Source organism: Streptomyces xanthochromogenes (assembly GCF_014650455.1).
GTDB lineage: Bacteria > Actinomycetota > Actinomycetes > Streptomycetales > Streptomycetaceae > Streptomyces > Streptomyces xanthochromogenes.
In genome coordinates this window covers 266518-287601 of the sequence record NZ_BMUZ01000009.1, presented here as the reverse complement: position 1 = coordinate 287601, position 21084 = coordinate 266518, and the positions used below count along the sequence as shown (strand labels likewise).

General features: G+C 69.0%; 40 protein-coding genes. 31 read left to right on the top strand and 9 right to left on the bottom strand.

The window, feature by feature from the left end:
• Positions 1 to 16: 16 nt before the first annotated feature.
• The 21 genes from IE267_RS24270 (at position 17) to IE267_RS24175 (ending at position 11199) form a co-directional block, all read left to right on the top strand.
• Complete coding sequence (locus IE267_RS24270) at positions 17 to 367, top strand: hypothetical protein (protein ID WP_189764694.1); 351 nt, start codon at positions 17 to 19, stop codon at positions 365 to 367.
• Complete coding sequence (locus IE267_RS24265) at positions 364 to 702, top strand: hypothetical protein (RefSeq protein WP_189764693.1); 339 nt, start codon at positions 364 to 366, stop codon at positions 700 to 702. Before IE267_RS24270 ends, IE267_RS24265 begins: the two co-directional genes overlap by 4 nt.
• The gene (locus IE267_RS24260) at positions 699 to 1181 is read left to right on the top strand and encodes a hypothetical protein (protein WP_189764692.1); all 483 of its coding nucleotides are present in this window, start codon (positions 699 to 701) and stop codon (positions 1179 to 1181) included. The genes IE267_RS24265 and IE267_RS24260 overlap by 4 nt, the downstream gene beginning before the upstream one ends.
• Positions 1178 to 1423: a hypothetical protein gene (locus tag IE267_RS24255; protein ID WP_189764691.1), complete on the top strand. Its 246-nt coding sequence runs from the start codon at positions 1178 to 1180 to the stop codon at positions 1421 to 1423. The genes IE267_RS24260 and IE267_RS24255 overlap by 4 nt, the downstream gene beginning before the upstream one ends.
• Positions 1420 to 2283, top strand: coding sequence for a hypothetical protein (locus IE267_RS24250; protein ID WP_189764690.1), 864 nt, complete (start codon positions 1420 to 1422; stop codon positions 2281 to 2283). Before IE267_RS24255 ends, IE267_RS24250 begins: the two co-directional genes overlap by 4 nt.
• Entirely contained in the window at positions 2280 to 2627 is a 348-nt protein-coding gene (locus IE267_RS24245) for a helix-turn-helix domain-containing protein (protein WP_189764689.1), read from the top strand. Before IE267_RS24250 ends, IE267_RS24245 begins: the two co-directional genes overlap by 4 nt.
• A gap of 84 nt (positions 2628 to 2711) precedes the next feature.
• Positions 2712 to 3515, top strand: coding sequence for an LvrA C-terminal domain-related protein (locus tag IE267_RS24240; protein WP_189764688.1), 804 nt, complete (start codon positions 2712 to 2714; stop codon positions 3513 to 3515).
• Positions 3496 to 4119, top strand: coding sequence for a DnaA ATPase domain-containing protein (locus tag IE267_RS24235; RefSeq protein ID WP_189764687.1), 624 nt, complete (start codon positions 3496 to 3498; stop codon positions 4117 to 4119). Before IE267_RS24240 ends, IE267_RS24235 begins: the two co-directional genes overlap by 20 nt.
• Positions 4116 to 5480, top strand: a complete 1365-nt coding sequence (locus IE267_RS24230) for a replicative DNA helicase (protein WP_189764686.1) — start codon at positions 4116 to 4118, stop codon at positions 5478 to 5480. Before IE267_RS24235 ends, IE267_RS24230 begins: the two co-directional genes overlap by 4 nt.
• On the top strand, positions 5477 to 5764 hold the full coding sequence (locus IE267_RS24225; protein ID WP_189764685.1) for a hypothetical protein: 288 nt from the start codon (positions 5477 to 5479) through the stop codon (positions 5762 to 5764). Before IE267_RS24230 ends, IE267_RS24225 begins: the two co-directional genes overlap by 4 nt.
• Positions 5765 to 5840: 76 nt before the next feature.
• On the top strand, positions 5841 to 6335 hold the full coding sequence (locus tag IE267_RS24220) for a hypothetical protein (RefSeq protein ID WP_189764684.1): 495 nt from the start codon (positions 5841 to 5843) through the stop codon (positions 6333 to 6335).
• Between the two features lie 44 nt (positions 6336 to 6379).
• Entirely contained in the window at positions 6380 to 6607 is a 228-nt protein-coding gene (locus IE267_RS24215) for a hypothetical protein (RefSeq protein ID WP_189764683.1), read from the top strand.
• Positions 6604 to 6903 (top strand): hypothetical protein, encoded by a 300-nt coding sequence (locus IE267_RS24210; protein WP_189764682.1) that lies wholly within the window; start codon positions 6604 to 6606, stop codon positions 6901 to 6903. Before IE267_RS24215 ends, IE267_RS24210 begins: the two co-directional genes overlap by 4 nt.
• The gene (locus tag IE267_RS24205) at positions 6900 to 7511 is read left to right on the top strand and encodes a hypothetical protein (RefSeq protein WP_189764681.1); all 612 of its coding nucleotides are present in this window, start codon (positions 6900 to 6902) and stop codon (positions 7509 to 7511) included. Before IE267_RS24210 ends, IE267_RS24205 begins: the two co-directional genes overlap by 4 nt.
• Before the next feature lie 74 nt (positions 7512 to 7585).
• Positions 7586 to 7837, top strand: a complete 252-nt coding sequence (locus IE267_RS24200) for a hypothetical protein (RefSeq protein WP_189764680.1) — start codon at positions 7586 to 7588, stop codon at positions 7835 to 7837.
• Entirely contained in the window at positions 7834 to 8097 is a 264-nt protein-coding gene (locus IE267_RS24195; RefSeq protein ID WP_189764679.1) for a sigma factor-like helix-turn-helix DNA-binding protein, read from the top strand. The genes IE267_RS24200 and IE267_RS24195 overlap by 4 nt, the downstream gene beginning before the upstream one ends.
• Positions 8094 to 8483 carry an FDXHR family putative zinc-binding protein gene (locus IE267_RS40585; protein ID WP_444545462.1) on the top strand — a complete coding sequence of 130 codons (390 nt, stop codon included), beginning with the start codon at positions 8094 to 8096 and terminating at the stop codon, positions 8481 to 8483. The genes IE267_RS24195 and IE267_RS40585 overlap by 4 nt, the downstream gene beginning before the upstream one ends.
• A 135-nt stretch (positions 8484 to 8618) precedes the next feature.
• Complete coding sequence (locus tag IE267_RS39730; protein ID WP_229861392.1) at positions 8619 to 9068, top strand: hypothetical protein; 450 nt, start codon at positions 8619 to 8621, stop codon at positions 9066 to 9068.
• Positions 9065 to 9226, top strand: coding sequence for a hypothetical protein (locus tag IE267_RS24185; RefSeq protein ID WP_189764678.1), 162 nt, complete (start codon positions 9065 to 9067; stop codon positions 9224 to 9226). Before IE267_RS39730 ends, IE267_RS24185 begins: the two co-directional genes overlap by 4 nt.
• Positions 9223 to 10530, top strand: coding sequence for a hypothetical protein (locus IE267_RS24180; RefSeq protein WP_189764677.1), 1308 nt, complete (start codon positions 9223 to 9225; stop codon positions 10528 to 10530). Before IE267_RS24185 ends, IE267_RS24180 begins: the two co-directional genes overlap by 4 nt.
• Positions 10531 to 10620: 90 nt before the next feature.
• Positions 10621 to 11199: a hypothetical protein gene (locus IE267_RS24175; protein WP_189764676.1), complete on the top strand. Its 579-nt coding sequence runs from the start codon at positions 10621 to 10623 to the stop codon at positions 11197 to 11199.
• On the opposite strand, the gene IE267_RS24170 is transcribed toward IE267_RS24175, so the two are convergent.
• Positions 11191 to 11385 (bottom strand): hypothetical protein, encoded by a 195-nt coding sequence (locus IE267_RS24170; protein ID WP_189764675.1) that lies wholly within the window; start codon positions 11383 to 11385, stop codon positions 11191 to 11193. The two genes, IE267_RS24175 and IE267_RS24170, sit on opposite strands and share 9 nt — an antisense overlap.
• 447 nt (positions 11386 to 11832) lie before the next feature.
• Here IE267_RS24170 and IE267_RS24165 point away from each other — a divergent pair, with 447 nt between their 5' ends.
• A complete protein-coding gene (locus IE267_RS24165) occupies positions 11833 to 12375 on the top strand; it encodes a hypothetical protein (protein ID WP_189764674.1) in 543 nt (180 codons plus the stop codon).
• A gap of 94 nt (positions 12376 to 12469) precedes the next feature.
• Positions 12470 to 12619, top strand: coding sequence for a hypothetical protein (locus IE267_RS24160; RefSeq protein ID WP_189764673.1), 150 nt, complete (start codon positions 12470 to 12472; stop codon positions 12617 to 12619).
• Between the two features lie 57 nt (positions 12620 to 12676).
• Here the strand turns inward: IE267_RS24160 and IE267_RS24155 are convergent, their stop codons facing one another.
• The 8 genes from IE267_RS24155 to IE267_RS24120 form a co-directional block, all read right to left on the bottom strand.
• Positions 12677 to 12814 carry a hypothetical protein gene (locus IE267_RS24155; RefSeq protein WP_189764672.1) on the bottom strand — a complete coding sequence of 46 codons (138 nt, stop codon included), beginning with the start codon at positions 12812 to 12814 and terminating at the stop codon, positions 12677 to 12679.
• A gap of 12 nt (positions 12815 to 12826) precedes the next feature.
• Entirely contained in the window at positions 12827 to 13297 is a 471-nt protein-coding gene (locus IE267_RS39725) for a hypothetical protein (protein ID WP_229861391.1), read from the bottom strand.
• A gap of 129 nt (positions 13298 to 13426) precedes the next feature.
• Positions 13427 to 13594 (bottom strand): DUF8839 family protein, encoded by a 168-nt coding sequence (locus IE267_RS24145; protein ID WP_189764775.1) that lies wholly within the window; start codon positions 13592 to 13594, stop codon positions 13427 to 13429.
• Positions 13591 to 14010: a DUF6907 domain-containing protein gene (locus IE267_RS40475; protein ID WP_373304586.1), complete on the bottom strand. Its 420-nt coding sequence runs from the start codon at positions 14008 to 14010 to the stop codon at positions 13591 to 13593. The genes IE267_RS24145 and IE267_RS40475 overlap by 4 nt, the downstream gene beginning before the upstream one ends.
• A gap of 143 nt (positions 14011 to 14153) precedes the next feature.
• Positions 14154 to 14693: a GntR family transcriptional regulator gene (locus IE267_RS24135; protein WP_189764670.1), complete on the bottom strand. Its 540-nt coding sequence runs from the start codon at positions 14691 to 14693 to the stop codon at positions 14154 to 14156.
• Positions 14694 to 15268: 575 nt separating this feature from the next.
• Complete coding sequence (locus IE267_RS24130) at positions 15269 to 15682, bottom strand: NUDIX hydrolase (protein ID WP_189764669.1); 414 nt, start codon at positions 15680 to 15682, stop codon at positions 15269 to 15271.
• Entirely contained in the window at positions 15679 to 16314 is a 636-nt protein-coding gene (locus IE267_RS24125; RefSeq protein ID WP_189764668.1) for an NUDIX hydrolase, read from the bottom strand. The genes IE267_RS24130 and IE267_RS24125 overlap by 4 nt, the downstream gene beginning before the upstream one ends.
• Before the next feature lie 131 nt (positions 16315 to 16445).
• On the bottom strand, positions 16446 to 16691 hold the full coding sequence (locus IE267_RS24120) for a hypothetical protein (RefSeq protein ID WP_189764667.1): 246 nt from the start codon (positions 16689 to 16691) through the stop codon (positions 16446 to 16448).
• 249 nt (positions 16692 to 16940) lie between these two features.
• On the opposite strand from IE267_RS24120, the gene IE267_RS24115 reads away from it, so the two are divergent.
• From IE267_RS24115 to IE267_RS24080, 8 genes are all read left to right on the top strand, one after another.
• Positions 16941 to 17273, top strand: a complete 333-nt coding sequence (locus tag IE267_RS24115) for a hypothetical protein (RefSeq protein ID WP_189764666.1) — start codon at positions 16941 to 16943, stop codon at positions 17271 to 17273.
• The gene (locus tag IE267_RS24110; RefSeq protein WP_189764665.1) at positions 17270 to 17497 is read left to right on the top strand and encodes a hypothetical protein; all 228 of its coding nucleotides are present in this window, start codon (positions 17270 to 17272) and stop codon (positions 17495 to 17497) included. Before IE267_RS24115 ends, IE267_RS24110 begins: the two co-directional genes overlap by 4 nt.
• Positions 17497 to 17646: a hypothetical protein gene (locus tag IE267_RS24105; protein ID WP_189764664.1), complete on the top strand. Its 150-nt coding sequence runs from the start codon at positions 17497 to 17499 to the stop codon at positions 17644 to 17646. The genes IE267_RS24110 and IE267_RS24105 overlap by 1 nt, the downstream gene beginning before the upstream one ends.
• Positions 17647 to 17675: 29 nt before the next feature.
• A complete protein-coding gene (locus IE267_RS24100; protein ID WP_189764663.1) occupies positions 17676 to 17843 on the top strand; it encodes a hypothetical protein in 168 nt (55 codons plus the stop codon).
• Position 17844: 1 nt separating this feature from the next.
• Positions 17845 to 18288 (top strand): hypothetical protein, encoded by a 444-nt coding sequence (locus tag IE267_RS24095; protein WP_189764662.1) that lies wholly within the window; start codon positions 17845 to 17847, stop codon positions 18286 to 18288.
• A 22-nt stretch (positions 18289 to 18310) separates the two neighbouring features.
• Positions 18311 to 19408, top strand: a complete 1098-nt coding sequence (locus IE267_RS24090) for a hypothetical protein (protein WP_189764661.1) — start codon at positions 18311 to 18313, stop codon at positions 19406 to 19408.
• A gap of 192 nt (positions 19409 to 19600) precedes the next feature.
• Positions 19601 to 19789 carry a hypothetical protein gene (locus tag IE267_RS24085; protein ID WP_189764660.1) on the top strand — a complete coding sequence of 63 codons (189 nt, stop codon included), beginning with the start codon at positions 19601 to 19603 and terminating at the stop codon, positions 19787 to 19789.
• Positions 19790 to 19906: 117 nt separating this feature from the next.
• Positions 19907 to 21082 carry a hypothetical protein gene (locus IE267_RS24080; protein ID WP_189764659.1) on the top strand — a complete coding sequence of 392 codons (1176 nt, stop codon included), beginning with the start codon at positions 19907 to 19909 and terminating at the stop codon, positions 21080 to 21082.
• The last annotated feature ends 2 nt before the right edge of the window (positions 21083 to 21084 follow it).

Below are 21084 nucleotides of genomic sequence, written 5' to 3'. Positions count from 1 at the left end.
CAAGGAGACCACAGCCATGACCACGTTCGAGACTCCCGATACGCCTCGCGGCTTCATCGAGGCGATGCTGCGCTCCTCGCTTGAGGCCGACCAGCTCGCCCAGGAAAACATCAACAACCGCTGGCTGCGCGAAGCCCACACCCACACCGCAGTCAACGGACACATCGCGGCCCTGGCACTGGAAATGCTCCGCCGCCATGCCCCGCAGGCCGCCGAAGGACTGGCCGAAGGCCTGCACCTCACGCTCACCCGCGGAGACCTCGCCGGGCCTGTCTACCGCGTCGCGATCGCCCTCGGTTTCGAGCCGGACCAGTGGATCACCGAGCACAACGAGCGTGCCGCCCGCCGACAGGAGGCGGCGTCATGAGTAAGCGCCTGACTCTCGCCGAAGAAGTCGCCGCCGACGTCCGCGACAAGACGCTCGCCCAGCTGGTCCGCCAGGCCTCCGAGTGGGACCGCAAGATCGTTGCCCAGGCTGTCCTCATCTGGATCCGCGACCACGACACCGTGTCCGCGAACGACCTCCGGGATCAGCTCCCCGACGTAGCGGCCGGCGTCCTGCCGGGCGTACTTCGTGGCATGAGCCACAACTACCTCATCGGCACCGGCCAGTTCGTGCCGTCGACCGCACCCGCCACCAAGGGCCACCGTGTCGCGGTCTACCGGCGGCGCACCAACGCCGACCAGGGGGAGGCGGCGTGAAGACCATGGTCGTACTCCTCGCCGCCGGACGCTGCCTGCCCAACACCGGCATCGTGACCGCCGCCCTTGCCGACCTCGCCCTCAACATCGCTGAAGGCCCCGTCATCGTCCGCCATGGAGCCTGCCCCGGACAGATGTCCGGAGACCAGGCAGCCTCCGACTGGATCCGAGCGTGCGGCAGCTGGCTGGGCGTACTCGAAGACCCCATGCCCGCCGACTGGGACGCCTGCGCACCCGACTGCCCCACCGATCCTGGTCACCGGCGCACGAAAGCCCCTGGTGATACGGCCCACCCAGGACTGCTGTCCACGTACTGCCCGGGCGCCGGACCCCGCCGCAACGCGGCCATGGTCGCCAAGCAACCCCGCCCCGACCTCATGATCGCCGCCCCGGATCCGCACGGCCCGTCCTACGGAACCCGCAACTGCGCCCGCCTCGCCCGCCAAGCAGGCATCGAAGTGTGGGAGGTCCGGCCGTGAGCCCCCTCTCCTTCGCCATCGGCGCCGCCCAATTCCTCGCGGTCTTTCTGTGGCTCGCGCTCCTCGTCCTCGCCGTCAGCGGCGTCTGGACCCTCACCTGCTGGATCGCCGAAACCCGGCAGCAGCGACGCGAGCGGCAGGCCGAACCCGACGCCCTCCAGGAACTCGCCCGCCTCGACCACGACCTCGACCAGTACGCCGCCACCATCCAGCCCCTCTACCCGACGGGAGAGCAGCAGTGACCACCGCGACCAAACCCCTCCCGCCGCATCACGACAAGCTCACCTGCTACACGAACTACCACTGCCGCCGACCCGAGTGCGTGGACCGGTACAACCGGTACAACCGCAGCCGACTCCACAGCCAGGCCGCCGGCACCTGGGAAGGACTCGTCGACGCCCGGCCCGTCCGCGACCACGTCATCGCCCTACTCGCCGCCGGCGCCACTCCGCACGGCGTCGCGATCCAAGCGCGGGTCAGCGACAAGGCCGTTCGTGACCTCCTGCCCCCGCCCCCCAGTGGACGCAGGTACCCCGCCAAGTACCGAGTGGCAAAGGCCACCGCCGACAAGATCCTCGCAGTTCAGGCGGAAGACATTGCTGCCCCCTTGATCGACGCCACGGGCACCATCCGCAGGATCCAGGCCCTCGTCGCCGACGGCTGGCCCCTCAACTGCCTTGCGGAACAGGTCGGCCTCTACCCCAAGTACATCTACGAGCTCCTTCGCCGCACCCAGGCAGGCGAGAGCAGCCACGTAGCCCGGAGCACCGCCCGGCAGGCAGCAGACCTCTTTGAAGAACTGCGCACCCAGAAGCCCGCCCGTCTCGGCGTGAACAGGCGAACCGCCACACGGGCCCGCCACTACGCGGCCGACCGCAACTGGGCGCCCACCGCGTACTGGAACCACTACCTCGACGCCATCGACGACCCGGACTTCATCCCCGAGTACAAGAAGCCCCGCGCCCAGACCATCGCCGAGGACGCCGCCTGGATCATGCGCACCTCCGGCCTCGACAAGGAACAGATCGCGGTCCGCCTCGGCATCAGCCGCGACTACCTCCAGCAAGTCCTCACCGCCCACCGCGTGGAGGTGGCCGCGTGAACGCCGCACAGCGCCGCGACGCGATAGCCGAACTCGACCAGCTCGGACTGTCAGCCGCAGAGATCGCCACGCAACTCGGCTGCTCGCCCCGCACCGTCTACCGGGCACGCAGCCAACGGCGCGAAGCCGGGGACGACTGGACATGGAGCGCCCCCGAGCCCGACCACGCAGCCATCGCACGTGCCGCAGCAGGCGACCCGCCACCCGAACTGACGCCCGCGGAGCGACACGCCGCGATCGCCCAGTGCGACCAGTGGGGACTGCCCGCCTCCGTCACCGCACGCCGCGTCGGCTGCACCCGGCAGACCGTCTACTACGCCCGCGCCCGCAGGGCCGCCGCGTGACCGCCTCCCGCCCGGCCCGCGCCGGACCCCGCTAACCCGGCACCCGCACCCCCTTACCCGTACCGCCAGGAAGAAGCCGATCTGATGGCCCGTATCCGCTCGATCAAGCCGGAGTTCTTCACTTCGCTGACGATCGCCGACCTGACGTCGGAGCAGCGCCTCACGTTCATTGGCCTGTGGACGCACGTCGACGACGAGGGTCGCTGTGTCGACGATTCGCGTCTCATCAAGGCCGCCTTGTGGCCCCTCGACGACCGCACCGCGCTCGACATCGAGGGGGATCTGGGAGCCCTCAGTGAGTCCTCACTGATCGCTCGTTACACCCTCAATCAGAGGCGCTACCTGGCCGTCACGGGGTGGGCTGAGCACCAGAAAATCAACCGCCCGACGCCGAGCAAGATCCCTCCGCCTCCAAAGGCCCCAATCCTGGGCGCGACCTGCGGTGATGAGGACTCATCCACTCCTCACGGAGGAGTCAGTGAGGACTCACTGGCGGAAAGGAAAGGAACAGGGAAAGGAAAGGAACAGGGAACAGGGAAGGGAAACCCGCCTTCGGCGGCGCGCACTCCACCCGATCCCGGCCCTGCCTTCGACGAGTTCTGGACCCGCTACCCCCGCAAGGCCGGCAAGAGCGAAGCCGCCAAAGCGTGGATCAAGGCGACCCAGGCCGGCGCCGACCCGGACGCCCTTCTCGCTGCCGTCAAAGCCCACGCCGACTACCACGTCGCGGCGAAGACCGAGCAGCAGTTCATCCCGCACGCCTCGACCTGGCTGAACCAGAAGCGCTTCGAGGACGACGTGCCCTCCCTGCCGCGCCCCGCCGGCCCCGCGCCCGCACCCCGAGACATGACCGACGAGGAGAAGAAAAATGCACTCAAGTTCGGCTGACAACGACCTCAGCCCCCGGGCCAGCTGGCTCCAGGAGCGCGCCTACGCCGCGCTCAGCCACTTCGACGAGCGCACCCCGCTGATCTACCGCAAGCCCATCGACCTCCCCGGGGACGTCCGGGACTGGATCGCCGGTTGGGGCAGCAGCAGCCTCTTCCTCGCCGGCCCGATCGGCGTCGGCAAGACCCACACCGCCTGGCGCACCTGCCGGCGCTGGCTCGAAGCCTGGTACGCCCCGGCCCGCCCCTGGAACGGCGGCCCCGATCTGCGGACCTACCGGTCGACGGCGCTGTTCGACGCGCTGCGCCCCGACGGGCCCGACGAGATCCGCCGCACCCTGGTCGGCGAACTCCAGGCCTGCGACCTGCTGTTCATCGACGACCTGGCCGCGGCCAAGGCGTCCCCGTGGACGCAGGAGCGCCTCTTCGAGATCTTCGACGAGCGATACATCAACCGCCGCCCCGTGATCATCACCTGTGACGTGCTGCCCAACCAGCTGTCCGAGGTCACCGGCCCCCGCGTCTCGTCCCGGCTCGCCGAAATGTGCCAGTCCAGCGTCGTCCTCCTCGAAGGCGCCGACCGCCGCAAGGAGACCGCCGCATGAGCGCCGACCTGTGGGACGCCCCCCTCGACGACAAGCCCGCCGACGGCCCGGCCTCTGCCACTGAGGAGCGCGTCATTGCCGCGTCCGTCATGGCCCGGCCCGCCCTCATCGACGAACTGGCCCACGAGTTCGACCCGGCCGACATCCAGGACGACCGGCTGCGCTGGGTCTGGCACGCCGTCGACGAGGTCCGCCAGACCCTCACCGTCGGCGAGATCCGCTGGCAGGCCGTCGACCGGCAGCTCCAGGCCTGGAAGGCCACCGGCTACATCCCGGTCCCGCCCCTCGACATCAGCGAGCTGATGCGGCTGTACGACGAGGCCGAGCCGTCCTACCAGGCCGCCTCCTGGCACGCCCGGCAGATCACCACCAAGGCCGTCGCCCGTCGCTGCCTCGCCCTCAGCTCCGACATGCGGCTGCGCGCCCAGTCCGCCGGCTTCGACCCCGAGACTGACATCGCCGCCGCCCAGGACGCCCTCGACGGGCTGATGCGCAGGGAGGCCGCCGGAGCCCCGAAGCTCGTCGGCGACATCATCGGCGACGCCCTGGAGCGCGCCGTCACGCCGCCCACCAACGCCGACCGGATCCCGACCGGCTTCATGGACCTCGACAGCCTGTTCACCGGGGGATTCGCCGCCGGGCAGATGGTCGTCGTCGGCGCCCGGCCCGCCATGGGCAAGAGCACCCTCGGCCTCGGTCTCGCCCGCGCCGCCGCGATCACCCACCGGATCCCGACGCTGTTTGAGTCGCTGGAGATGGGCGAGGACGAACTCGGCAACAGCATCCTCGCGGCGCAGGCCCGCATCCCCCTGCACCACATCAAGCAGGGCATCGTCAGCGACGCCGACATGGCACGCGCGGCCCGCTTCGTCCCGCAGATCGCCGAGGCGCCCCTGCACATCAACGACAGCGCCCACCTGTCGCTGCCCATCCTGCGAGGCCGTATCCGTCACCTCGTGCGCACCGTCGGCCTGCGCCTCGTCGTCATCGACTACCTCCAGCTGATGCAGGCACCCAAGGCGGAGAACCGGCAGGCCGAGGTCGCCAAGCTCAGCCGCGGACTCAAGCTCCTCGCCAAGGAGTTCGGGATCACCCTGGTCGTCCTCGCCCAGCTCAACCGCGGCCCCGAACAGCGCACCGAGAAGAAGCCGATGGTGTCCGACCTGCGCGAGTCCGGGGCGATCGAGCAGGACGCCGACATCGTGATCCTCCTGCACCGTGAGGACGCCTACGAGAAGGAATCCCCGCGGGCCGGCGAGGCCGACTTCATCGTCGGCAAGCACCGCGGCGGACCCACCGCCACGATCACCACCGCGTTCGCCGGGCACTATGCCCAGTTCGTCGACATGGCCATCGCGTGAACGCGGAGCCGGCGGACATCGCCGCCCTCCGCGCCGACGGCGACCTCGTCGCCTGGGTCCGCTCCCTCACCGGCCGGCCCGCGCCCGCCGAACCCAAGCCCCCCGACCCCGAGCCGGAGATACCGCGCGACCGTCCCGGCGCCTGGCCCGTCAGCGGCCCCGTGGCCCGGCCCCAGATTCATCCCGCCGCCGTCGACCAGGCGCTCGCCGAGTACCGGGCCTGGGAGTTGGACGGCCGGCCCGCCTGCGACACCACATGCCACTGCCCCGCCTGCACTGCCTGACTGCCTGCCGTGCCACGACGACCGCCGTGGCCGCCCGCCAGCCCCCTGACCCGCCACCACACCGAGGAGAAACCCGATGCCCGAACTCGACACTGTCCTCACCACTGGACTGCGCTGGCTGTACGAAACCGAGCAGCCCGACAACGCCTGGCAGCAGCACCACGGCCTGCTGCTGAACGCATCCGCCACCAACCGGCGCTACAGCTTCATCCCCGCCAATGACTGGAAGCGCGTCGTCGTCGTCGTGGATGTCGCGGAGATCGCGTGGATCGACAACGGGCCCAACGAGCTCAAGACCCCGGCGAACCCGTTGGAGCCTGGCGAGCTGGACACCTTGGCTGCATCCCTCCGGGCCCTTGGGTGCGAGGCCACCAGCACGTGGAACGGGCACCCGCAGACCACTGGCAGCGTCGGCCTGGCCCGGCCCGCCCACCCGTCGCTGCTCGCCGCCGTCGACCGCTATCGCGCTGGCTGCCAGGACCACCCGCACCGCTCCGTGTTCTGCGGCTGCGACACATGGCGCGCAGGGTTCGCGCGCATCGTCCAGCCCGGGCTCCCTGCCTCCGCCTGACCCCGCCGCCTGACCGCCCCGACCACCCGACCCGGAGGAACCCCATGACCGAGATCCAACTCACCTGCATCAGCCCCGAGTCCGCCGCCGCTGTCGTCGAGGAGGCGACCCGGCCCGGCGACAGCGTGCACACGGTCCGCCAGGACGGCACCCACGTCGTGATCGGCTACCAGGATCTGCGTTGGCCGATGGACGTCGCCGAGTGGGCGCACGTCAACGGCCATGCCCACGACGATGACGCGGCCCGCGTGATCGGGGGCGTGCAGCGATGACCGACCTGCCCGGCCCGGTGCTGGTCCGCGTGACCCGGTACGCCTGCCCGCACTGCTCCCGCAGCCGCTCCAGGAAGGCCGCGACGGCCGCGCACATCGACCGCTGCTGGAAGAACCCCGCCACCCGGGCCTGCAAGACGTGCGAGCACTTCGACCCGGGCGGCGACGCATGCGGCTGCGAGCCCGGCTGCAACTGGGGCAGCTCAGGCCCGGACATGCCGTCCTGCACCGCCGGACTCCCGCTGCCCGCCGACTTCACGCCCGTCACCAACTGCCCCGAATGGAAACAGCGATGACCGACCAGCCCACCCTGCGCGACCGGATCCGCCGCGCGATCTGCGAGGCGTCCGGCTTCACCTGGCTGCCTGACGAGCTGATGGAGCCCGACGAATACGGCGACCATGCCGACGCCGTGATGGCCGTCCTGCCAGCGCCCGTCGGCCGAAGCGCCGGGCTGCGGGAAGCGGCTAACGAGTGCGATCGGCGCGCCACTGCCATCGACGCGCTTTCCAGCTCGGACTTCGGCGAGGAAGCGCGCGCCGCCCGAGAACTGGCCGCCGCAGCAACCGAGGTCCGCCGCATGGCCGACGAGCAGGAGGCGGCGGACGCCTACGACCGAGCGATCAACACTCCACCGAGTGCGGCAACCAGCGAGGCGATCCGTGCTCGCCTGAAGTCCGGTACCGCCCCGCGACGCCTCCGCCGCATGGCCGACGAGGCGCAGCAGCCCGAGGAGGCCGGGCACGCCTGCGACAACTGCGAAGGCGTCGATCCCGGTACATGCCTCGCCAACCCGCGCCAGCAGCAGCCCAAGGAGGCGTGGCCGTCGGAGCCGCAGTGGCGGGTGGCGACCCTCACCGGCTACGACCCGGAGCCGGATCTTGACGAGCGCCCTGCCCCGTGACGCCCGACGCGCCGCTCCGGGGCCTATCCGGAGCGGCGCCCGCCCAGTCCAGCACGAACACCACCGGAGGAAACATGACCGACACCAGCCCCGCCGACGAACTCCAGGCGGCGGCGGAGAAGATCCGTGTCTGGGTCGCCGACGAGCCAACCCGACCCTGGGCGCCGGGCGCGCTCGCCATCTTCGGGCCTGAGTTGGCCGACTGGCTGGAGGCCGAGGCGGCCAGCCCGTTGGCCGGTGAGCACAGCGACCGGTGCGGCGAGGAGGACTGCACGATCAACGCCGCCCTCGCCGTCGCCCGAGCGATCAACGGGAGCCAGTCGTGAGGGGTCCGAAGCGGATGCCGCTGACGGGCAGGCAGGCCGAGGCGCTCACCCTGGCCGCCGACGGGGCCAGCCTCGCCGAGGTCGGCCGACGCATGGGCGTCACCCGGGAACGCGTCTCGACGCTCCTGTCGACGGCGTACCAGCGGCTCGATGTGGCCTACCTGCCGCGCGAGTTGAAGCGCTCGGCGGCAGTGCGGGTGGCGCGGGAGCGGGGGCTGATCCCGGCGGCCTCCACACCCGAGAAGGCGTCCGCGCCGTGAACGCCGCCTCAGGGCCCCGGGCTCAGTCAAGGACGCCGACGGCGCCCCAATCGCTCCTGACCAAAACTCTTCCCGCAGGAAAGGGCAACTCTGTGCCGACCGAAGATGTGACTCCGACCCCGATACCCCCGAACGCCGTGATCCACGGCGAATGCGGCGCCTGGTGGACCGGGACCGAACGATCACACGCCTCGTGCTGCCATCGGACGTTCAGCTCCCTGTCCGCGTTCGACCAGCACCGAAAAGGCCTCCGGTGCAACAACCCCGAGGACGTCGGCCTCATTGCCCGCGAGAAGCCGTTCGGGACGCTGTGGGGATGGCCCGCACCCGTCGGCGGCTACGGAGCCCTCCGCCGCGACGACGCCCCCACCGAAGCTGCTGCATAGCCCTTGCACGACTCCGGGGCGCGGTTCTCCCGCCCGAACTCGCCCCGGAGGCAGTCACGGACCTCCCGCCCCGAGAACGGCCCTCAGGGCCACACAGGCGCCCCGCCACCCCAACCCCGCCCGGAAGGAACCGAAATGACCAGTCCTCAGCCCCCTCGACGCTTCTACCTCCAGCGCGACATCGACATCACAGGCGTCTCCGGCACCGGCCGCGTCGCCGACGGCGTGCTGTGGCCCGACGGCACCGCCTCCGTCCGCTGGCTCGGCGAACGACCCTCCAGCGTCCACTGGGACCGCATGGACGACGCCGAGCACGTACACGGCCACGGCGGCGCCACCCGCATCATCTGGCTCGACCACGAGACCAGCGAGGTCGACGAGAACGCGCCGTGCGCCCACTGCCCCGACGGGCACGGCGCCCCCACGCGCTGCTCCTGGGCCGTCCACGTCGACGCACAACGCGACGGTGACGGTCAGCCGGTCCGCCTAGTCGTCCAGCCCACTGCGGGCCAGCACGTCGCACCCGAAGACGCCGTCTGGCTTCGGCAGCTCATCCGGTGGGGGAACGCCGAGCCCCAGCCGTGACCGCCCTCGACCCCGACGAGCAAGCCTTCCTCGACCTCCACGCCCCGGCCGAGGAGGCCCACGTCGACTGCCCCGGCTACCACTCCGGGCTCGGCGCACACGGCGCACCCTGGCCCGCCACGACCACCGACCTGAACCTGCCCGAGGAGACGACGTGAACGACCAGCCTGACACCCGCCGCCTCACCGACGACGAGCTCCTCAAGGTGCTCGTCGCCGTGGAACGCCGCCGAGAGCATGAGGAATATGGCGTTGCGCTTCTGCTCTACCCCTGGCCGCCGTGCGTCGTCTGCCAGCAGCCGGTCCAAGACGTCACCGTCCGCGAAGACCACCTGAACCTGTCGCTGATGTCGATCCGCCAGGACCCGTGCGGCCACATCGTGACCTTCAGCGAACTCCGGCTCGCTGCCCTTACGGACCGAGCCCAGATGGTCACGCGCACCGTCACCGACCTCGAACAGCGCGTCGACAGCACTCGGACAACCCTGGACAACCCGTCGACCAGCGCCTTCCCCGCCGTCCAAGGCCGCTGCCCGGCCTGCCGCGGCGCGTCCCTGTTCGTCGGCTCCGGCGGCTACATCACCTGCGCCCGCCTCGAATGCCCCGAACCCGACGCCGCCACCACCCTGCTCGAACGGCGGACGGAAGACATCGCCGCCGGGGCCGACACCCGCCGGCGAGCCCTGGCCCGCAACGCGGTCGCACCGGTCCTCAACGCCCCCGGGCAGTGGCTGCCGCTGTCCGTCCGCGAGGCCGTAGCCGACGCCGTCCTCGCCGCAGCCAACGGGGCGGACGATGCCGCCCCCACGGTTGAGGCTGTAGCACCCGGGCAAGATCAGCCGCCAGCCCCATCGGCCTCGAACAGCGAAGACGCCGCTGCCCACTTCATCCTCACCAAGATCTGCACGACGAACGGCTACCGGCCCCCGCCGCCTGGCGTGCCGATCACCATCGACGACCTGGCGAAGCTCGACCAAATGATCGGGCATGGCACCCCGCTCGGCGAGGCTGTCGGCGACGTCATCGGACTCGCAGCCTGGCAAGCCCAGCAGGCCGACGCCGTCCTCGACCAGCGCATCCGCGACGCCTACAGCCAGCCCACACCGGAGCCAGCCGCGCACAACGAACCGGCGGATCTGCGGCAGCGGTACGCGGAAGCCATGGCCGGTCACGCAGGATCCAAGGCGTTCCTCGCCGACGGCCGCGAATGGGAACACATGCGGGCCGCCTGGTACGCGCACGCCGACGCTGTGCTCACCATCCGGGACACCGAGCTGGAGCAGCTGCGCTCTAGGCACGACGCCCTCCACCGAGCCCACGTCGCCCTGGCCACGCAAGGCGGAAAAGACCAAGCCGCCCTCGAACGAGTCCGCGCCCTGGCCGCCGACATGCGGACCTGGTGCTCGCCCCACAACCTGGCCGTCGACTACGCCGACCACATCGAGCAGGCCCTCAACGGCTAACCCGAGTCGCCTCACGGGCTGACAGTAAATGCCGCGACTGACCGGCTGCTCGTCGACCACAATCTGTGCAGCACCCACCAGGAGATCCACATGCAGAAGATCCCGACCATGTTCGCTCGCAATCCCGAGGACCGCCGCTACGTCCTGCCTGCGGTGACGCCCGGCTGCGAATGGGTCCTCGCCGGCGAAGGCGTAGCCACCAGGAAGTACGACGGGACCTGCGTCATGTACGACGGCGTCACCTGGTGGGCGCGCCGCGAGGTCAAGCCCGGCAAGACCCCGCCGCCGACCTTCCAGGCCATCAGTACCGACGAGATCACCGGCCGCACCGTCGGCTGGGAGCAGGTCGAGCAGTCGAGTTTCGCGAAGTTCCATGCCGAGGCAATCGCCAATGTCGAGCGTCTCCGTGAGGACGTCCCGCCGTTCCGGCCGGGCACTTACGAGCTGGTCGGCCCGAAGATCAACGGGAATCCCGAGGGCGAGCCCCATCACTGGCTCATCGCGCACGCCGAAGCCGACGTCGTCTCCCTGCCAGGCAGGTCGTTTGACGACCTTCGCACGATCGTCCTTCAGCTCGCCGAGGTCGACGGATCGGAAGGCCTGGTCTTCCACCACGCCGACGGCCGCATGGCAAAGATCAAGGCGCGGGACTTCCCCAAGTCACTCTGACGACAGTCGGCCAGCCAACTCGGTGGCCAGGGCATAGGCGTCGAGCCCCTCGTCGGAGCCCTGCCCGTGGGTTTCGGCGAAGTGGCGCAGCAGCCGCACGACATCCCGCGCCTCCACCAGAGTGATCAACGGTTCGCGCGGGGCATCGGAGTACGTACCAGTCACAGGGGCAGCGAGATCGTCCATGACCGGTCAACTCCCAGGCGCAGCAGGGGTTACGCCCTCGGTGCCGCCGCGAGCCGATGCCCTCGCCAGCTTGAGTTGATTCCTTTGCGTGCCAAAGCCCTACCAGGCATAGCCGGCCCTGTCGGGGGAGCACTACCGTTGGACACGCCTCCTTTTGGACGGCCGCACCGGCTCCAACCGTGCACCGCGCGCCTGTTGGCGCAGAGCGCGCCGAGCGCCCCCGCCCCCGCCGGGCCGGGGGCGCTCCTTCATGTCACGGACCGTAGCCACCAGGCGTGACAGGGTGCAGCGTTTGTAACGCCCAGGGTGAAACAAACGCTGCGCACGACCTCCGGTCTAGTCACGCTCAGCGACAGATCCCACCACTGTCCCGTCACGAAACGGCAACACCGCTCGCCCGCCCCGGCGTTCAGCAGTGCAATAGGCCCCTCACCGCTTGGGGGACCCATGAACCACAGACGCACCGTCATCGCGCTCGCCGCCGCAGGGCTCCTACTCGCTGGCTGCTCGACCAGCACACCCAAAGCCGATGGCCGGCCCGCCACCGCCACGGCCAACCCCGGGGCCGGAACAGCGACCCTCGAAGCCAGCCTCCCACCCGAGGGCCCGAAGAAGCCCGCACCCGCAGCCAGCCGCGCCGCCGCCGCGAAAATTCTTCACGCCAACGTGCAGCACTACCGCGACAGCATCAACACCGGCCGCAACGCCTGGGGCACCCCCAAGTTCGGGCCCTGGCAACAGAAAGCCCTCCTCGACCTCACCAGCGAAGACGCCTTCCGCAAGGCTGACAAACAGTTCACCGCCGACAACGAACCCGACAGCATCAACACCTGGCACGACGACATCGCCGCCGCCACCGACGCCATCAACCAGTGGGCACAGAAGAACACCATCGACACCACAACCAAGCCAGCCCCCGCCACCACCGAAGTCGACAAAGCCCTCACCAAAGCCGACAAAGACGCCGACCAAGTAGCCGCCGGGAAATAGCCGCGCTGCGGCGCCACGCCGCGGAGCCAGGGCGGGAGCGCGCCGTGTCCGACGCGCCGTCCCGGCAGTTACGGTCCGCAGGAAGGGGTGACATATGGACGAGGAAGAGCCGGTACCGGGCGTAGAGATGCGCGAAGCGACGCTGCCAGACGGCACCACGATGACGATCGCATGCCGTGCAGGCCTGTCACAGGACGAAGTCGACCTGCTGGCGGCACGAGTATGGACCGACATCCCCGAGTAGATGCACGATAAAGCCCGCCACCCCAAGCTGGGATGGCGGGCTTCACTGCTCTTCGCGCTACTCCATCGCGCCGCACTGGGGGTTGGAGCAGACCCACTGAGACTGGCTCGTGACGTTCCCGTCCTTGTCCGTCTCGTAGGTCTTCCACATTGTGCCGCCGCAGCTGCCGCAGCCCTTGGTCGTGGTCCCGCCCATGGTGACCTTCCCTCATTCAGTGTCCGAGATGTCCTGTTCCAGGTCGCTGATGACCTTGTGTTGGTGGCGCTGTTCCTCAAGTGCCGCATCCAGCAGAGCGATCGCGTCGAGACGCTGCTGCTCACGGGCCTCAACGTCGGCCGCCGTATCCGTCGACGCCGCAGTACGGCGACACCTCGGGCAGTGATGCCGGTCCACCCAGCCCTTCGGCGGCCGCTTCATCTCGACACGGCAGTGCGGGCACTCCATGACCGCTCCCCGAACGTGACCGCAACCGGCACAGACAAAGTCCTTGCGCTGCCGCCACATCGTGCCGCGGCACTCCGGGCAGCCCCGCGTCTCAATCCCGTGATGCCCCATCGCCGGCGGATCCGGCGTCCCGTCCGCATACGCCAGCAGACGGTCACGCAACCGGTCATCGTCCGGCCTGGCCATACGCAGCAGATGCGCCCGCCGCGACCGGGCCTCCTCAGCAAACTCCATCACCGGTACTCCTGTTCACCATGGGGGGCGCCCTACGGTACGGGAGCACCCCCCGCAGTGAACCGACGTCCCGCAAGGATTCACCAACACCAGTGACCCCGCCCGGGCCGGGCTCGATCGACACCGGACCTAACCGCCGTCAGGATCCCGGACCACAACCAGGAACGCGTCCGCATCCAGGTCCATCACGACCGTCGCCGCCAGGCCCTCACGGCGCTGCTGCTCGGCGAACTCCTCCGCCGGCCACGAACCCCGCGGAGCACCCGCAGGAAACCGCTCCAGAACCTGCTGGATCACGACGCCTCCCCGATCGCCCGGCCGAGCGCGCGCACCTGCTGCGCGAAAGCGATCAACCGGTCCGCGAACACGTCAGCCTGCGACGGTGACAGCCGGAAGTCCTCGGACCCGTCATCGATTACGACGAACGGCGCCCGGTCCTCCTCGCGAGGCGCGAAAGGATCAACGCTCAACCGGGCGTGTACCAGAAGGCGATACGACGGCTCGCCACCCGGGACGACCAGGTCCACCATGGCCCCGGAGTGGCTCACGTCCTCCAGGAAACCCTCGTTCTCGGCTACGTGGTCCGTGACGCACCACGATTCGCAGGGCAGGTGAATCAGGTGGCCATGAACCAGCGCGGGAGACAGCCGACCCGCAGACCCGGCAGGGGAGAGGCGGGGCTGCGCTAAAGCAGCACGATGCGTAGACTCCATCAGGAGCCTCCAATCATTTGGGTGATGGGGTTTCTTGATCAGCGAGGTCAGAGCCGCTGGTTGAACCGGCCGGACGGGTGATGACCGTCCGGCCTTTCACGTTTCAAACGCGGGGCGGGATCTGGCCGGAGAGGGGGGCCCGGTTATCCATTCCTTGGTGGCGGTCCGAACGACGTTCGCCCCGGCCATGCAACGAAGTGCCCGGATCCATACCGCGCGACGAGGTGGTTGGCATCCTTCAGTCTCCGCAAGGCGGTATCCGTGGTGCTGCGGCCGACCTCCGTGGCGGCGGCCAGAGCTTCGGGCGGTGGGATGCGCTGGCCGGGGAGCCATCGCCCCTCTGCGATCTCGGTGCTGATGAGCTCCGCCAGGCGTGCCGCCTTGCCTCTCTTTAGGTCCCGCAGAGAGGGCCAGTCCTGGTAACCGTCCGCGACGACGTCATAGTTGTGAGCCCTGTTGTGAAGCGGCTGTTCGGTGCGGATCGCCTGCTTCTCGGCCGCGAGCGCTTCGGAACGTGCGGGAAACCAAGTCTCGGTACGCCGCACAGCAGCATCACGCCAGGTCGCATAGACCTGATGCCCCTCCCAGCGGACGTCGGGGTCGAACGAGATGCCGACGTACAGCAGCTGATCGGCTGCGTCGAAGTACCGGTAGAGCGCGGTGCGCTCAGGGGGTGCGCTCATGGCACTCCTTCGCGATGGGGGCGTGTCCGCCGATGGAGACATCGTCAACCGATCCTCAGAGACCGTCGATGCATCTCTGATGCAGTTCCAGTGCAGAACGTGGGCGGTGTCACCCTGGGCGACTTGCCGCAACACCTATACAGTACCAATGACGGGAACAATTACAAGCCTCGCGGAAGGAGAGCACTTTGGATCAAGTCAATGAGCGGAGGGCTCGGGAGGCTTCGATACGGTTGTTCCCATCGTGGGAACAAGGAGGAGCGGTGCCGGAAAGGCAGGAAGACCCGTACATCGACACCGAGGCCGTCGCCGGACAGGCCGGCGTCACTGCTGCTTCGGTGCGCGAGTACTTGAAGCGATCCCGTCGACGCCTGGGAGCAGGGCACCCCCTGCGCCCCCAAGATCTGCCACTGCCGGATGCGACGTTCAGTCGAGCACTAGTTTGGCGGCAGTCCACGATCACGACGTGGCTGTCTAACCGCGCGCGCCCAGGGCGCCCACCGGCCGCAGGGTCGTGAAGGCGAATGAGTAGGGGCTCCACCCGGTTTGAGTGGAGCCCCTACTTGCCTGTGACCCTACGCGCGGCTGGTCAGGGTGTCATCGAGGTACTCCTGCACCGGCTCGAACAGCCCGTAAGGAACGTACTCAGGGATCTCGTCGAGGCCGACCCAAGCAACCGCGTCGAGCTCTTCCTCATCAGCGACGATGGCCGAGCCCGAGAGCGGGGCGGCCGCCGTGTACGACATCAGGCGCCCGGTCTTCGGGTGCACCCGCTCGCCAAGCAGCTTGATTGCCTCGACGGTCAGCCCGGTCTCCTCGTGGGTTTCCCGCACGGCTGCCTCTTCGGCGGTCTCTCCGGCCTCGATTGCGCCTGCGGGGAACTGCCACATCAACTCGCCTTCGCTGATGCGCCGTCGGACCATCAGGACCTTGTCGTCCTGGACGATGATCGCGGCGGAGATCCCGGGCTTGTCGGTGGTGTCGGTCATGCGTCCTCCAGGGCTGCCGTGATCGGCGGATAGATCTTGTCGGCGGGGATGAACTTCGGTAGGTCTTTGATCGGCACCCAGTTCACGGCGGAGTTCTCGACGACGTCCACATTGACGGCGTCGCCAGCCAGGTACTCGCAAAGGAAGTACGAGGCCAGCACGCCGGTGGCCGGGTGAAGGCGCTCGCCGAGGTGACGGCGTACCGCTGCGTGAACTCCCGTCTCGCCGACGGTCTCCTGTGCCGCGACGTCCTCGGCCGTGGCGCCCGGCTTCACCATTCCGGCCGGGAACTGCCAGCGCAGCGTTGAATCGCCGCGTCGGCAGACCAGCAGGACTTCCTCGCCGCGCACGACCACCGCTATCGCGACGCGCAGGGCCTGCGCCTCCGCAGGTCCTGCGGCGGGGCGTGCCATGCGCGCGAAGCGAAGCTGCACTGTTGGGTCTGCCTTCTCGTGAGTGGTGTCTAGTGCTGCCTGGATCTCGGTGCGGGGCACGACTTCGGGGTCTTTGTGCCAGCCGGCGACGGTACGGACCGCCACCCCGAGATGCGTTGCGAAACTCTCGTTCGTCATGCGGAGCGCGGCCTGTAGTGCACACGCTCGATGGCCGTTCCACATGTCGATGACGTCCACTTAACCGGCTCCCGCCGCATCGTCTTGCGGTACTGCACTGTGGCTGCATGATCACTGCACTGTCGCTGCACTGACTGTCCTGGTCTGGGCGTTGCGTCAGGCGTTGACTCGACGGCATGACCGAACACGCTCTATCTGCCTCGGGCGATGGCCTCGGCGCGAGAGCCGCTGAAGCCCAGAAGATCGCCCACGTCTGCCCAGCTGCGGCCCTCATGAAGAGCCCAGACAACGCCTTGCTCGATCTCCATCGCACCTCGGTCGGTTGCGCTTATCCGAGCCCGGAGTCTGCGCGCGGCGCGGAAGCGCTCAACGAGGTCGGCGACCTCCGCCGCTTCGGACAGGGCGGTATCCAGGGCCTCGCTCAGAGCTTCACTCATGCAGTCAGAGTAGGGATCGATCGTCCGGCGTTCAATGCCCCGTTGAATAAAGGGAGTTGGATCAACCGGAGGTGGTTGACAGGTAGAGAGTGCACCTTCAACATGGGGGTTGAAGCAACGCGGGGACTCCACCCCAAGCAGCCTCAACTGCCGACTCCACCGGCACCCACAACCAAACAAAACGGCCCCAGCTCAGCGACTCCACCGCTGGCCAGGGCCTAACCACCAGGATCTGTGAAGGGACCCCTGATGGCTAAGACGCATTCTATTCCGGCGCGCCCGGGTAGCGATCACGCACCCCTGCGTTCCCTCTCCGACGCCGATCTCGCGTTGCGTAGCCCGCTGGCCACTGCGGCCCGGGCGTTGACGCTGGTGCCCGCTCCGACGGTCGTCGAGCTCCGCCCCGATCCGGACCGTCTCGCGCTTCAGCTGCTGACCGAGTTCCGCGCCGCCTGGGCTCGGGGCGACGAGTCCCGCATGACCGAGGTCATCCTTGACGCGACCGAGCTGGACGACGCGCACCGTGGCGGGCCGCGGCTGATGGACGAGATCCGCGGCATCCAAACTCCGGCGGTGGCGTGATGTTCTTCAGTCGCCGCGAGATGACCGTCCTTGCCGCCGATCGCGAGTTGCAGGCGGCGCGCGCTCTGGCTGTCGCGGGAGGCTTCGAGCCTGCCAGTTCCGAGGCGCGTATGGCCGCCGAGTGTGCAGCGGAGCTTCGTGACCATGCCGATCAGTTGCGGCGTGGCATCAACCCCTACGAGGCGGACCGCAGTCTGTGGATTCCGAGGGGGGACGGCCTGTGATGGCGACCGTGCTGGAGCCGATCACCATGTCGGACGATCTGTGGCACTCCCTGACGATCGAGCACCCCGACTCGTGCCGCGTGCACCGCTGCTGGGTGGATGAGTGCCCGGCCGGCTCGCACGACGACGCCGCGGGCGGTGAGACGTGATGGCGTTGCCTGTCTGGATTCACGCTCACATGCCCGGCGCGGTGGCGCTCGGCTCGAATGAGCTTGCCAGCTACCCCTGCGACATCGACGGGCAGATTCCGACCTCTGGGATCTATCGGCTGGTCGGCAACATCAGCATCCGTACTTTCACGTGCCCGAGCGGTCACCAGTACACCGACCAGAACGACGGGGGATGACATGGGGAGCGCGATCGTCGGTGCCGTCGCCGTCCTGGTCGGGGCGCTGGCCGCGGGGCTGGCCCAGTGGGCCGTGCATCTGGCGGGCCGTAGGGAGCGTCGGCGTGAGGCGGCTGGTCTGGCGGTGGCGGTGCTGCTGGAGAAGGCGGCCCGTCACCGGGGTGAGCAGTACCTGAAGCGGGTCGCCCGGCGCGATCACCAGCTGGAGACGCCGGCTGATCGGCGGGCCCGCTATCAGGCCCGTACCGAGATGACCGCGGCCAGTGCGCACGTCGTGCGCGCCGTGCCCGATGCCCAACTCCGGCGCCTGGCGCGGGAGCTGGTCGGCTACTCCCTCGCGGTCGGCGACTGTGACCCGGCCGATCTCGACGTCGTCGGTGATCAGGCTCGCGAAGCCCATGACCTGTTGCAAGACGCCATGGCCCAGTACCTGCACCGGGCCTGACCCAACCTTGAAAGGAGGCCTCATGAACGTCGCCACCCGCGAGTTCGTTCGTCGCGTGGATGTGTTCGCGCTTATCGAGAAGCTGCTGACCGCCGCGTCGCTGGCGCTGGTCGCCATTACGGTGGGCGGCCAGCTCGGCGAGATGGTCGGTCTGCACGGCAAGCTCGGTACGGCCGTCGCCTGGGCGATCGCGATCGTCTTCGATGCCCTGTGGATCGGCTCGCTGCGCATGTCGGAGATCGCGATCCGACAGCGGTCGACCGTCGGCATGGTGGTGATGCTCGGCCTATCGGCTGTTGCGGTCGGAGTGTCGGCGACGATCCTGCTGCTCCTCGGCCACGCCAAGGTGTTCGCTTTCGTCCCGGTTGCTGCCGCCGCGTTCATGGGGCTGCGCCTGTTCGCGGGCAACGTCCTGGCCGACGCCGGTACGGCGGCCGCGATTGCCGAGCAGTCCGCTGCTGACCGGAATGCCCGTGCGCTGGCTTCTGCGGAGGCGCGGCATCTCCAGTCCGGGGCGACCACGGATGTGGTCACCGAGACGGCGGGGCATCTCGCCGAGATGCAGCGGCAGATCGCCCGCGCCGACACGTTGACGAAGGCTCAGGCCGAGATCAACAAGGCGAGGTCGAAGGCCGAGAAGCGCCTCGTTGAGTCGGAGAAGAAGCACGGCATGAAGGCCCTCGCCTTCGCCGGTAGGGACTTCGCGCTGGCCGTGACCCAGCCGATGGTCACGCCGGCGGGAGACACCCCGGCCGAACTGGGTGGTCACGGTGTGGTCACACAGGCCAGCCCGGAAATCGAGGCCGTGACCATTCCGCCTGTGACCGTGGACGAAACGGACACCGGCGCACCCCGTGACCAAGCCCCTGTCGAGGACCCCATGAGCCTGGAAGACCTTGCTGCGATTGAAGGCGTCGACACCCCGCAGCCGGGCGCACGCCTCACTGACGAGCAGCTCGCGGTCGTTCTTCGGTGGCTCCGGTACGGCATGGAGCCGCCCCGTTCCTACCGGCAAGCCCAGACCGAGTTCCGGGCCGCCGGCTTCACCGCCCGCGAGGAGCGCGTCCGGCGCGTCTGGGGCGAGATCGAGACCCGCGAAGCCGGCGTCACCACCACGTAGGCCGCCAACCGGCACCCCCAGTGAGGCCCAGCCCCTCGGTCTGGTCCTCGCTGAGACTGCCGGATGCAGTCCAGCACCCAAAACCGCAGGCCAAGCCGGTGAGTGACCCGGTGAGCGGAACGTTCGCAGACCCAGTGAGCAGGCCCGGCATGCCGCAACCAACTCGACACCCATGAAGGGAGATCAACGACTGTGAGCGGTTCTACGTATTGGCCGAAGGAGATCAAGCGGCTGGATCGGCGTTCGCCGAAGGCGGGTGCGATCCGCCGGGTGGACCGGCTGCGCAGCATCTCGCGCGGCCTCGACCCGGTGATCGCCAACCGCATGTGGGCCGAGGTCGCCGAGGCTCTCCAGCCCATCACCGACCGCTACACCACGTGATCGTTCACTCGTTCATTCACCTCCGAGACAAGTGAACTCCCGGCGTGCTACGCGCGCACGTGCGCGCACAACTCCGGCGTTCACCCGCCCCGGACACACAACGTAAGGAGGGAACCGATGGAACTCCTGCTCATCGCAGCCTGCGCGTGGCTTGTGCACACGGCCGGCGCGCAGAGCGAGCAGTCAAAAATGGGGCTGTCGCCGGCGCAGCGCGACATCCTGCGCGAGTCCACCAGGCACGAGAAAGCCGTGCAGCGGATCGCCAACAGGCACGGGGTAGAGGCGTCCGACAGTGGCTCGACCGGCGTTCCGCTGGCCAAGGGAGCGTCGGCCCCGGCCGGTGCTCAGGTGCTCACGCTGCCGGAGGCACTCCGGTCCGGGTACCGGAGCCACAGTCCGATCGAGCGGGTAGCGACCCCGGTCGGCCGTCACGCCGGCCGCTGGGCTGCGCGCGGCGTGGCCTGGGCGGAGGACACCGGCAAGGGGGCCGTCCGCGAGTACCGCAAGCGCCGCCGCGCCAAGGGCCATCCCGATCCGACGCCGGTGCTCGTGCCGCTGCCGCCAGCTCACCCGCCCGCAGTACCGGCGATGCCGACAGAACCGCCGACGGCAACTGTCGACAGCAACAAGAAGCCTGTGTCGCTCAAGAAGCCCGAACCCGCGCCCACCGGCGACGCGCCAACACCGGTCACGCCGGAGCCGGTAGCGGCCGTCGCGGAACCGCCAGTTGCGGCAGAACCCGAGACGCCCACCGTCCCGGCGGCGAAGCCCACCCCCACGGTTCCCGCCGAAGCTCCCGCGCCGGCCGAACCGCAGCCCATAACCGATCAGCAGCCGGCGGATGCCGGAGAAGGAGTTGGCCGCATGGCGGCAGAAGTCACCTACGAGTCCGTGATGGACGAGAGCGACGAACTCTCCCTGATGTGCGACGACGACGTGGCCGTGTACGGCCGCATCGGCAAGCGGTGCGAACGGGAGATCGGCCGCGGCGACACGCTGATCGCGGCCATGGAAGCCGTCGGCTTCGGGCCCAAGGTCATCGGCTGGATCGCCCGCGGCAAAGAGCAGTACCAGGTCATCAACAGCCAGATCGACGAACTGAAGTCGAACACGGTTGCCCAGGCCGAGACCGTCGTGAAGGCCAAGGCCCTCCTCGAAGCCGGACAGGGCGTCTACGCCGACATCGCCAAGGACATGGAGACCGTCGCCGACCGGGACGTGTACATCTCCGATGCGGTCGACGCCGAGGACACCTCCGCGCACACCGAAACCTACGAGACGAAGGCGGCCTGACC

Coding starts and splice junctions, on each gene's coding strand:
- IE267_RS24170 (WP_189764675.1), bottom strand. CDS start 11,385: ATGGACGATCTCGCTGCCCCTGTGACTGGTACGTACTCCGATGCCCCG.
- IE267_RS24240 (WP_189764688.1), top strand. CDS start 2,712: ATGGCCCGTATCCGCTCGATCAAGCCGGAGTTCTTCACTTCGCTGACG.
- IE267_RS40475 (WP_373304586.1), bottom strand. CDS start 14,010: ATGGAGTCTACGCATCGTGCTGCTTTAGCGCAGCCCCGCCTCTCCCCT.
- IE267_RS24265 (WP_189764693.1), top strand. CDS start 364: ATGAGTAAGCGCCTGACTCTCGCCGAAGAAGTCGCCGCCGACGTCCGC.
- IE267_RS24160 (WP_189764673.1), top strand. CDS start 12,470: ATGGACGAGGAAGAGCCGGTACCGGGCGTAGAGATGCGCGAAGCGACG.
- IE267_RS24165 (WP_189764674.1), top strand. CDS start 11,833: ATGAACCACAGACGCACCGTCATCGCGCTCGCCGCCGCAGGGCTCCTA.
- IE267_RS24155 (WP_189764672.1), bottom strand. CDS start 12,814: ATGGGCGGGACCACGACCAAGGGCTGCGGCAGCTGCGGCGGCACAATG.
- IE267_RS24220 (WP_189764684.1), top strand. CDS start 5,841: ATGCCCGAACTCGACACTGTCCTCACCACTGGACTGCGCTGGCTGTAC.
- IE267_RS24080 (WP_189764659.1), top strand. CDS start 19,907: ATGGAACTCCTGCTCATCGCAGCCTGCGCGTGGCTTGTGCACACGGCC.
- IE267_RS24090 (WP_189764661.1), top strand. CDS start 18,311: ATGAACGTCGCCACCCGCGAGTTCGTTCGTCGCGTGGATGTGTTCGCG.
- IE267_RS24210 (WP_189764682.1), top strand. CDS start 6,604: ATGACCGACCTGCCCGGCCCGGTGCTGGTCCGCGTGACCCGGTACGCC.
- IE267_RS24120 (WP_189764667.1), bottom strand. CDS start 16,691: ATGAGTGAAGCTCTGAGCGAGGCCCTGGATACCGCCCTGTCCGAAGCG.
- IE267_RS24230 (WP_189764686.1), top strand. CDS start 4,116: ATGAGCGCCGACCTGTGGGACGCCCCCCTCGACGACAAGCCCGCCGAC.
- IE267_RS24205 (WP_189764681.1), top strand. CDS start 6,900: ATGACCGACCAGCCCACCCTGCGCGACCGGATCCGCCGCGCGATCTGC.
- IE267_RS24115 (WP_189764666.1), top strand. CDS start 16,941: ATGGCTAAGACGCATTCTATTCCGGCGCGCCCGGGTAGCGATCACGCA.
- IE267_RS24100 (WP_189764663.1), top strand. CDS start 17,676: ATGCCCGGCGCGGTGGCGCTCGGCTCGAATGAGCTTGCCAGCTACCCC.
- IE267_RS24105 (WP_189764664.1), top strand. CDS start 17,497: ATGGCGACCGTGCTGGAGCCGATCACCATGTCGGACGATCTGTGGCAC.
- IE267_RS24235 (WP_189764687.1), top strand. CDS start 3,496: ATGCACTCAAGTTCGGCTGACAACGACCTCAGCCCCCGGGCCAGCTGG.
- IE267_RS39730 (WP_229861392.1), top strand. CDS start 8,619: ATGACCAGTCCTCAGCCCCCTCGACGCTTCTACCTCCAGCGCGACATC.
- IE267_RS24175 (WP_189764676.1), top strand. CDS start 10,621: ATGCAGAAGATCCCGACCATGTTCGCTCGCAATCCCGAGGACCGCCGC.
- IE267_RS24130 (WP_189764669.1), bottom strand. CDS start 15,682: ATGACCGACACCACCGACAAGCCCGGGATCTCCGCCGCGATCATCGTC.
- IE267_RS24215 (WP_189764683.1), top strand. CDS start 6,380: ATGACCGAGATCCAACTCACCTGCATCAGCCCCGAGTCCGCCGCCGCT.
- IE267_RS24200 (WP_189764680.1), top strand. CDS start 7,586: ATGACCGACACCAGCCCCGCCGACGAACTCCAGGCGGCGGCGGAGAAG.
- IE267_RS24135 (WP_189764670.1), bottom strand. CDS start 14,693: ATGAGCGCACCCCCTGAGCGCACCGCGCTCTACCGGTACTTCGACGCA.
- IE267_RS39725 (WP_229861391.1), bottom strand. CDS start 13,297: ATGGAGTTTGCTGAGGAGGCCCGGTCGCGGCGGGCGCATCTGCTGCGT.
- IE267_RS24270 (WP_189764694.1), top strand. CDS start 17: ATGACCACGTTCGAGACTCCCGATACGCCTCGCGGCTTCATCGAGGCG.
- IE267_RS24095 (WP_189764662.1), top strand. CDS start 17,845: ATGGGGAGCGCGATCGTCGGTGCCGTCGCCGTCCTGGTCGGGGCGCTG.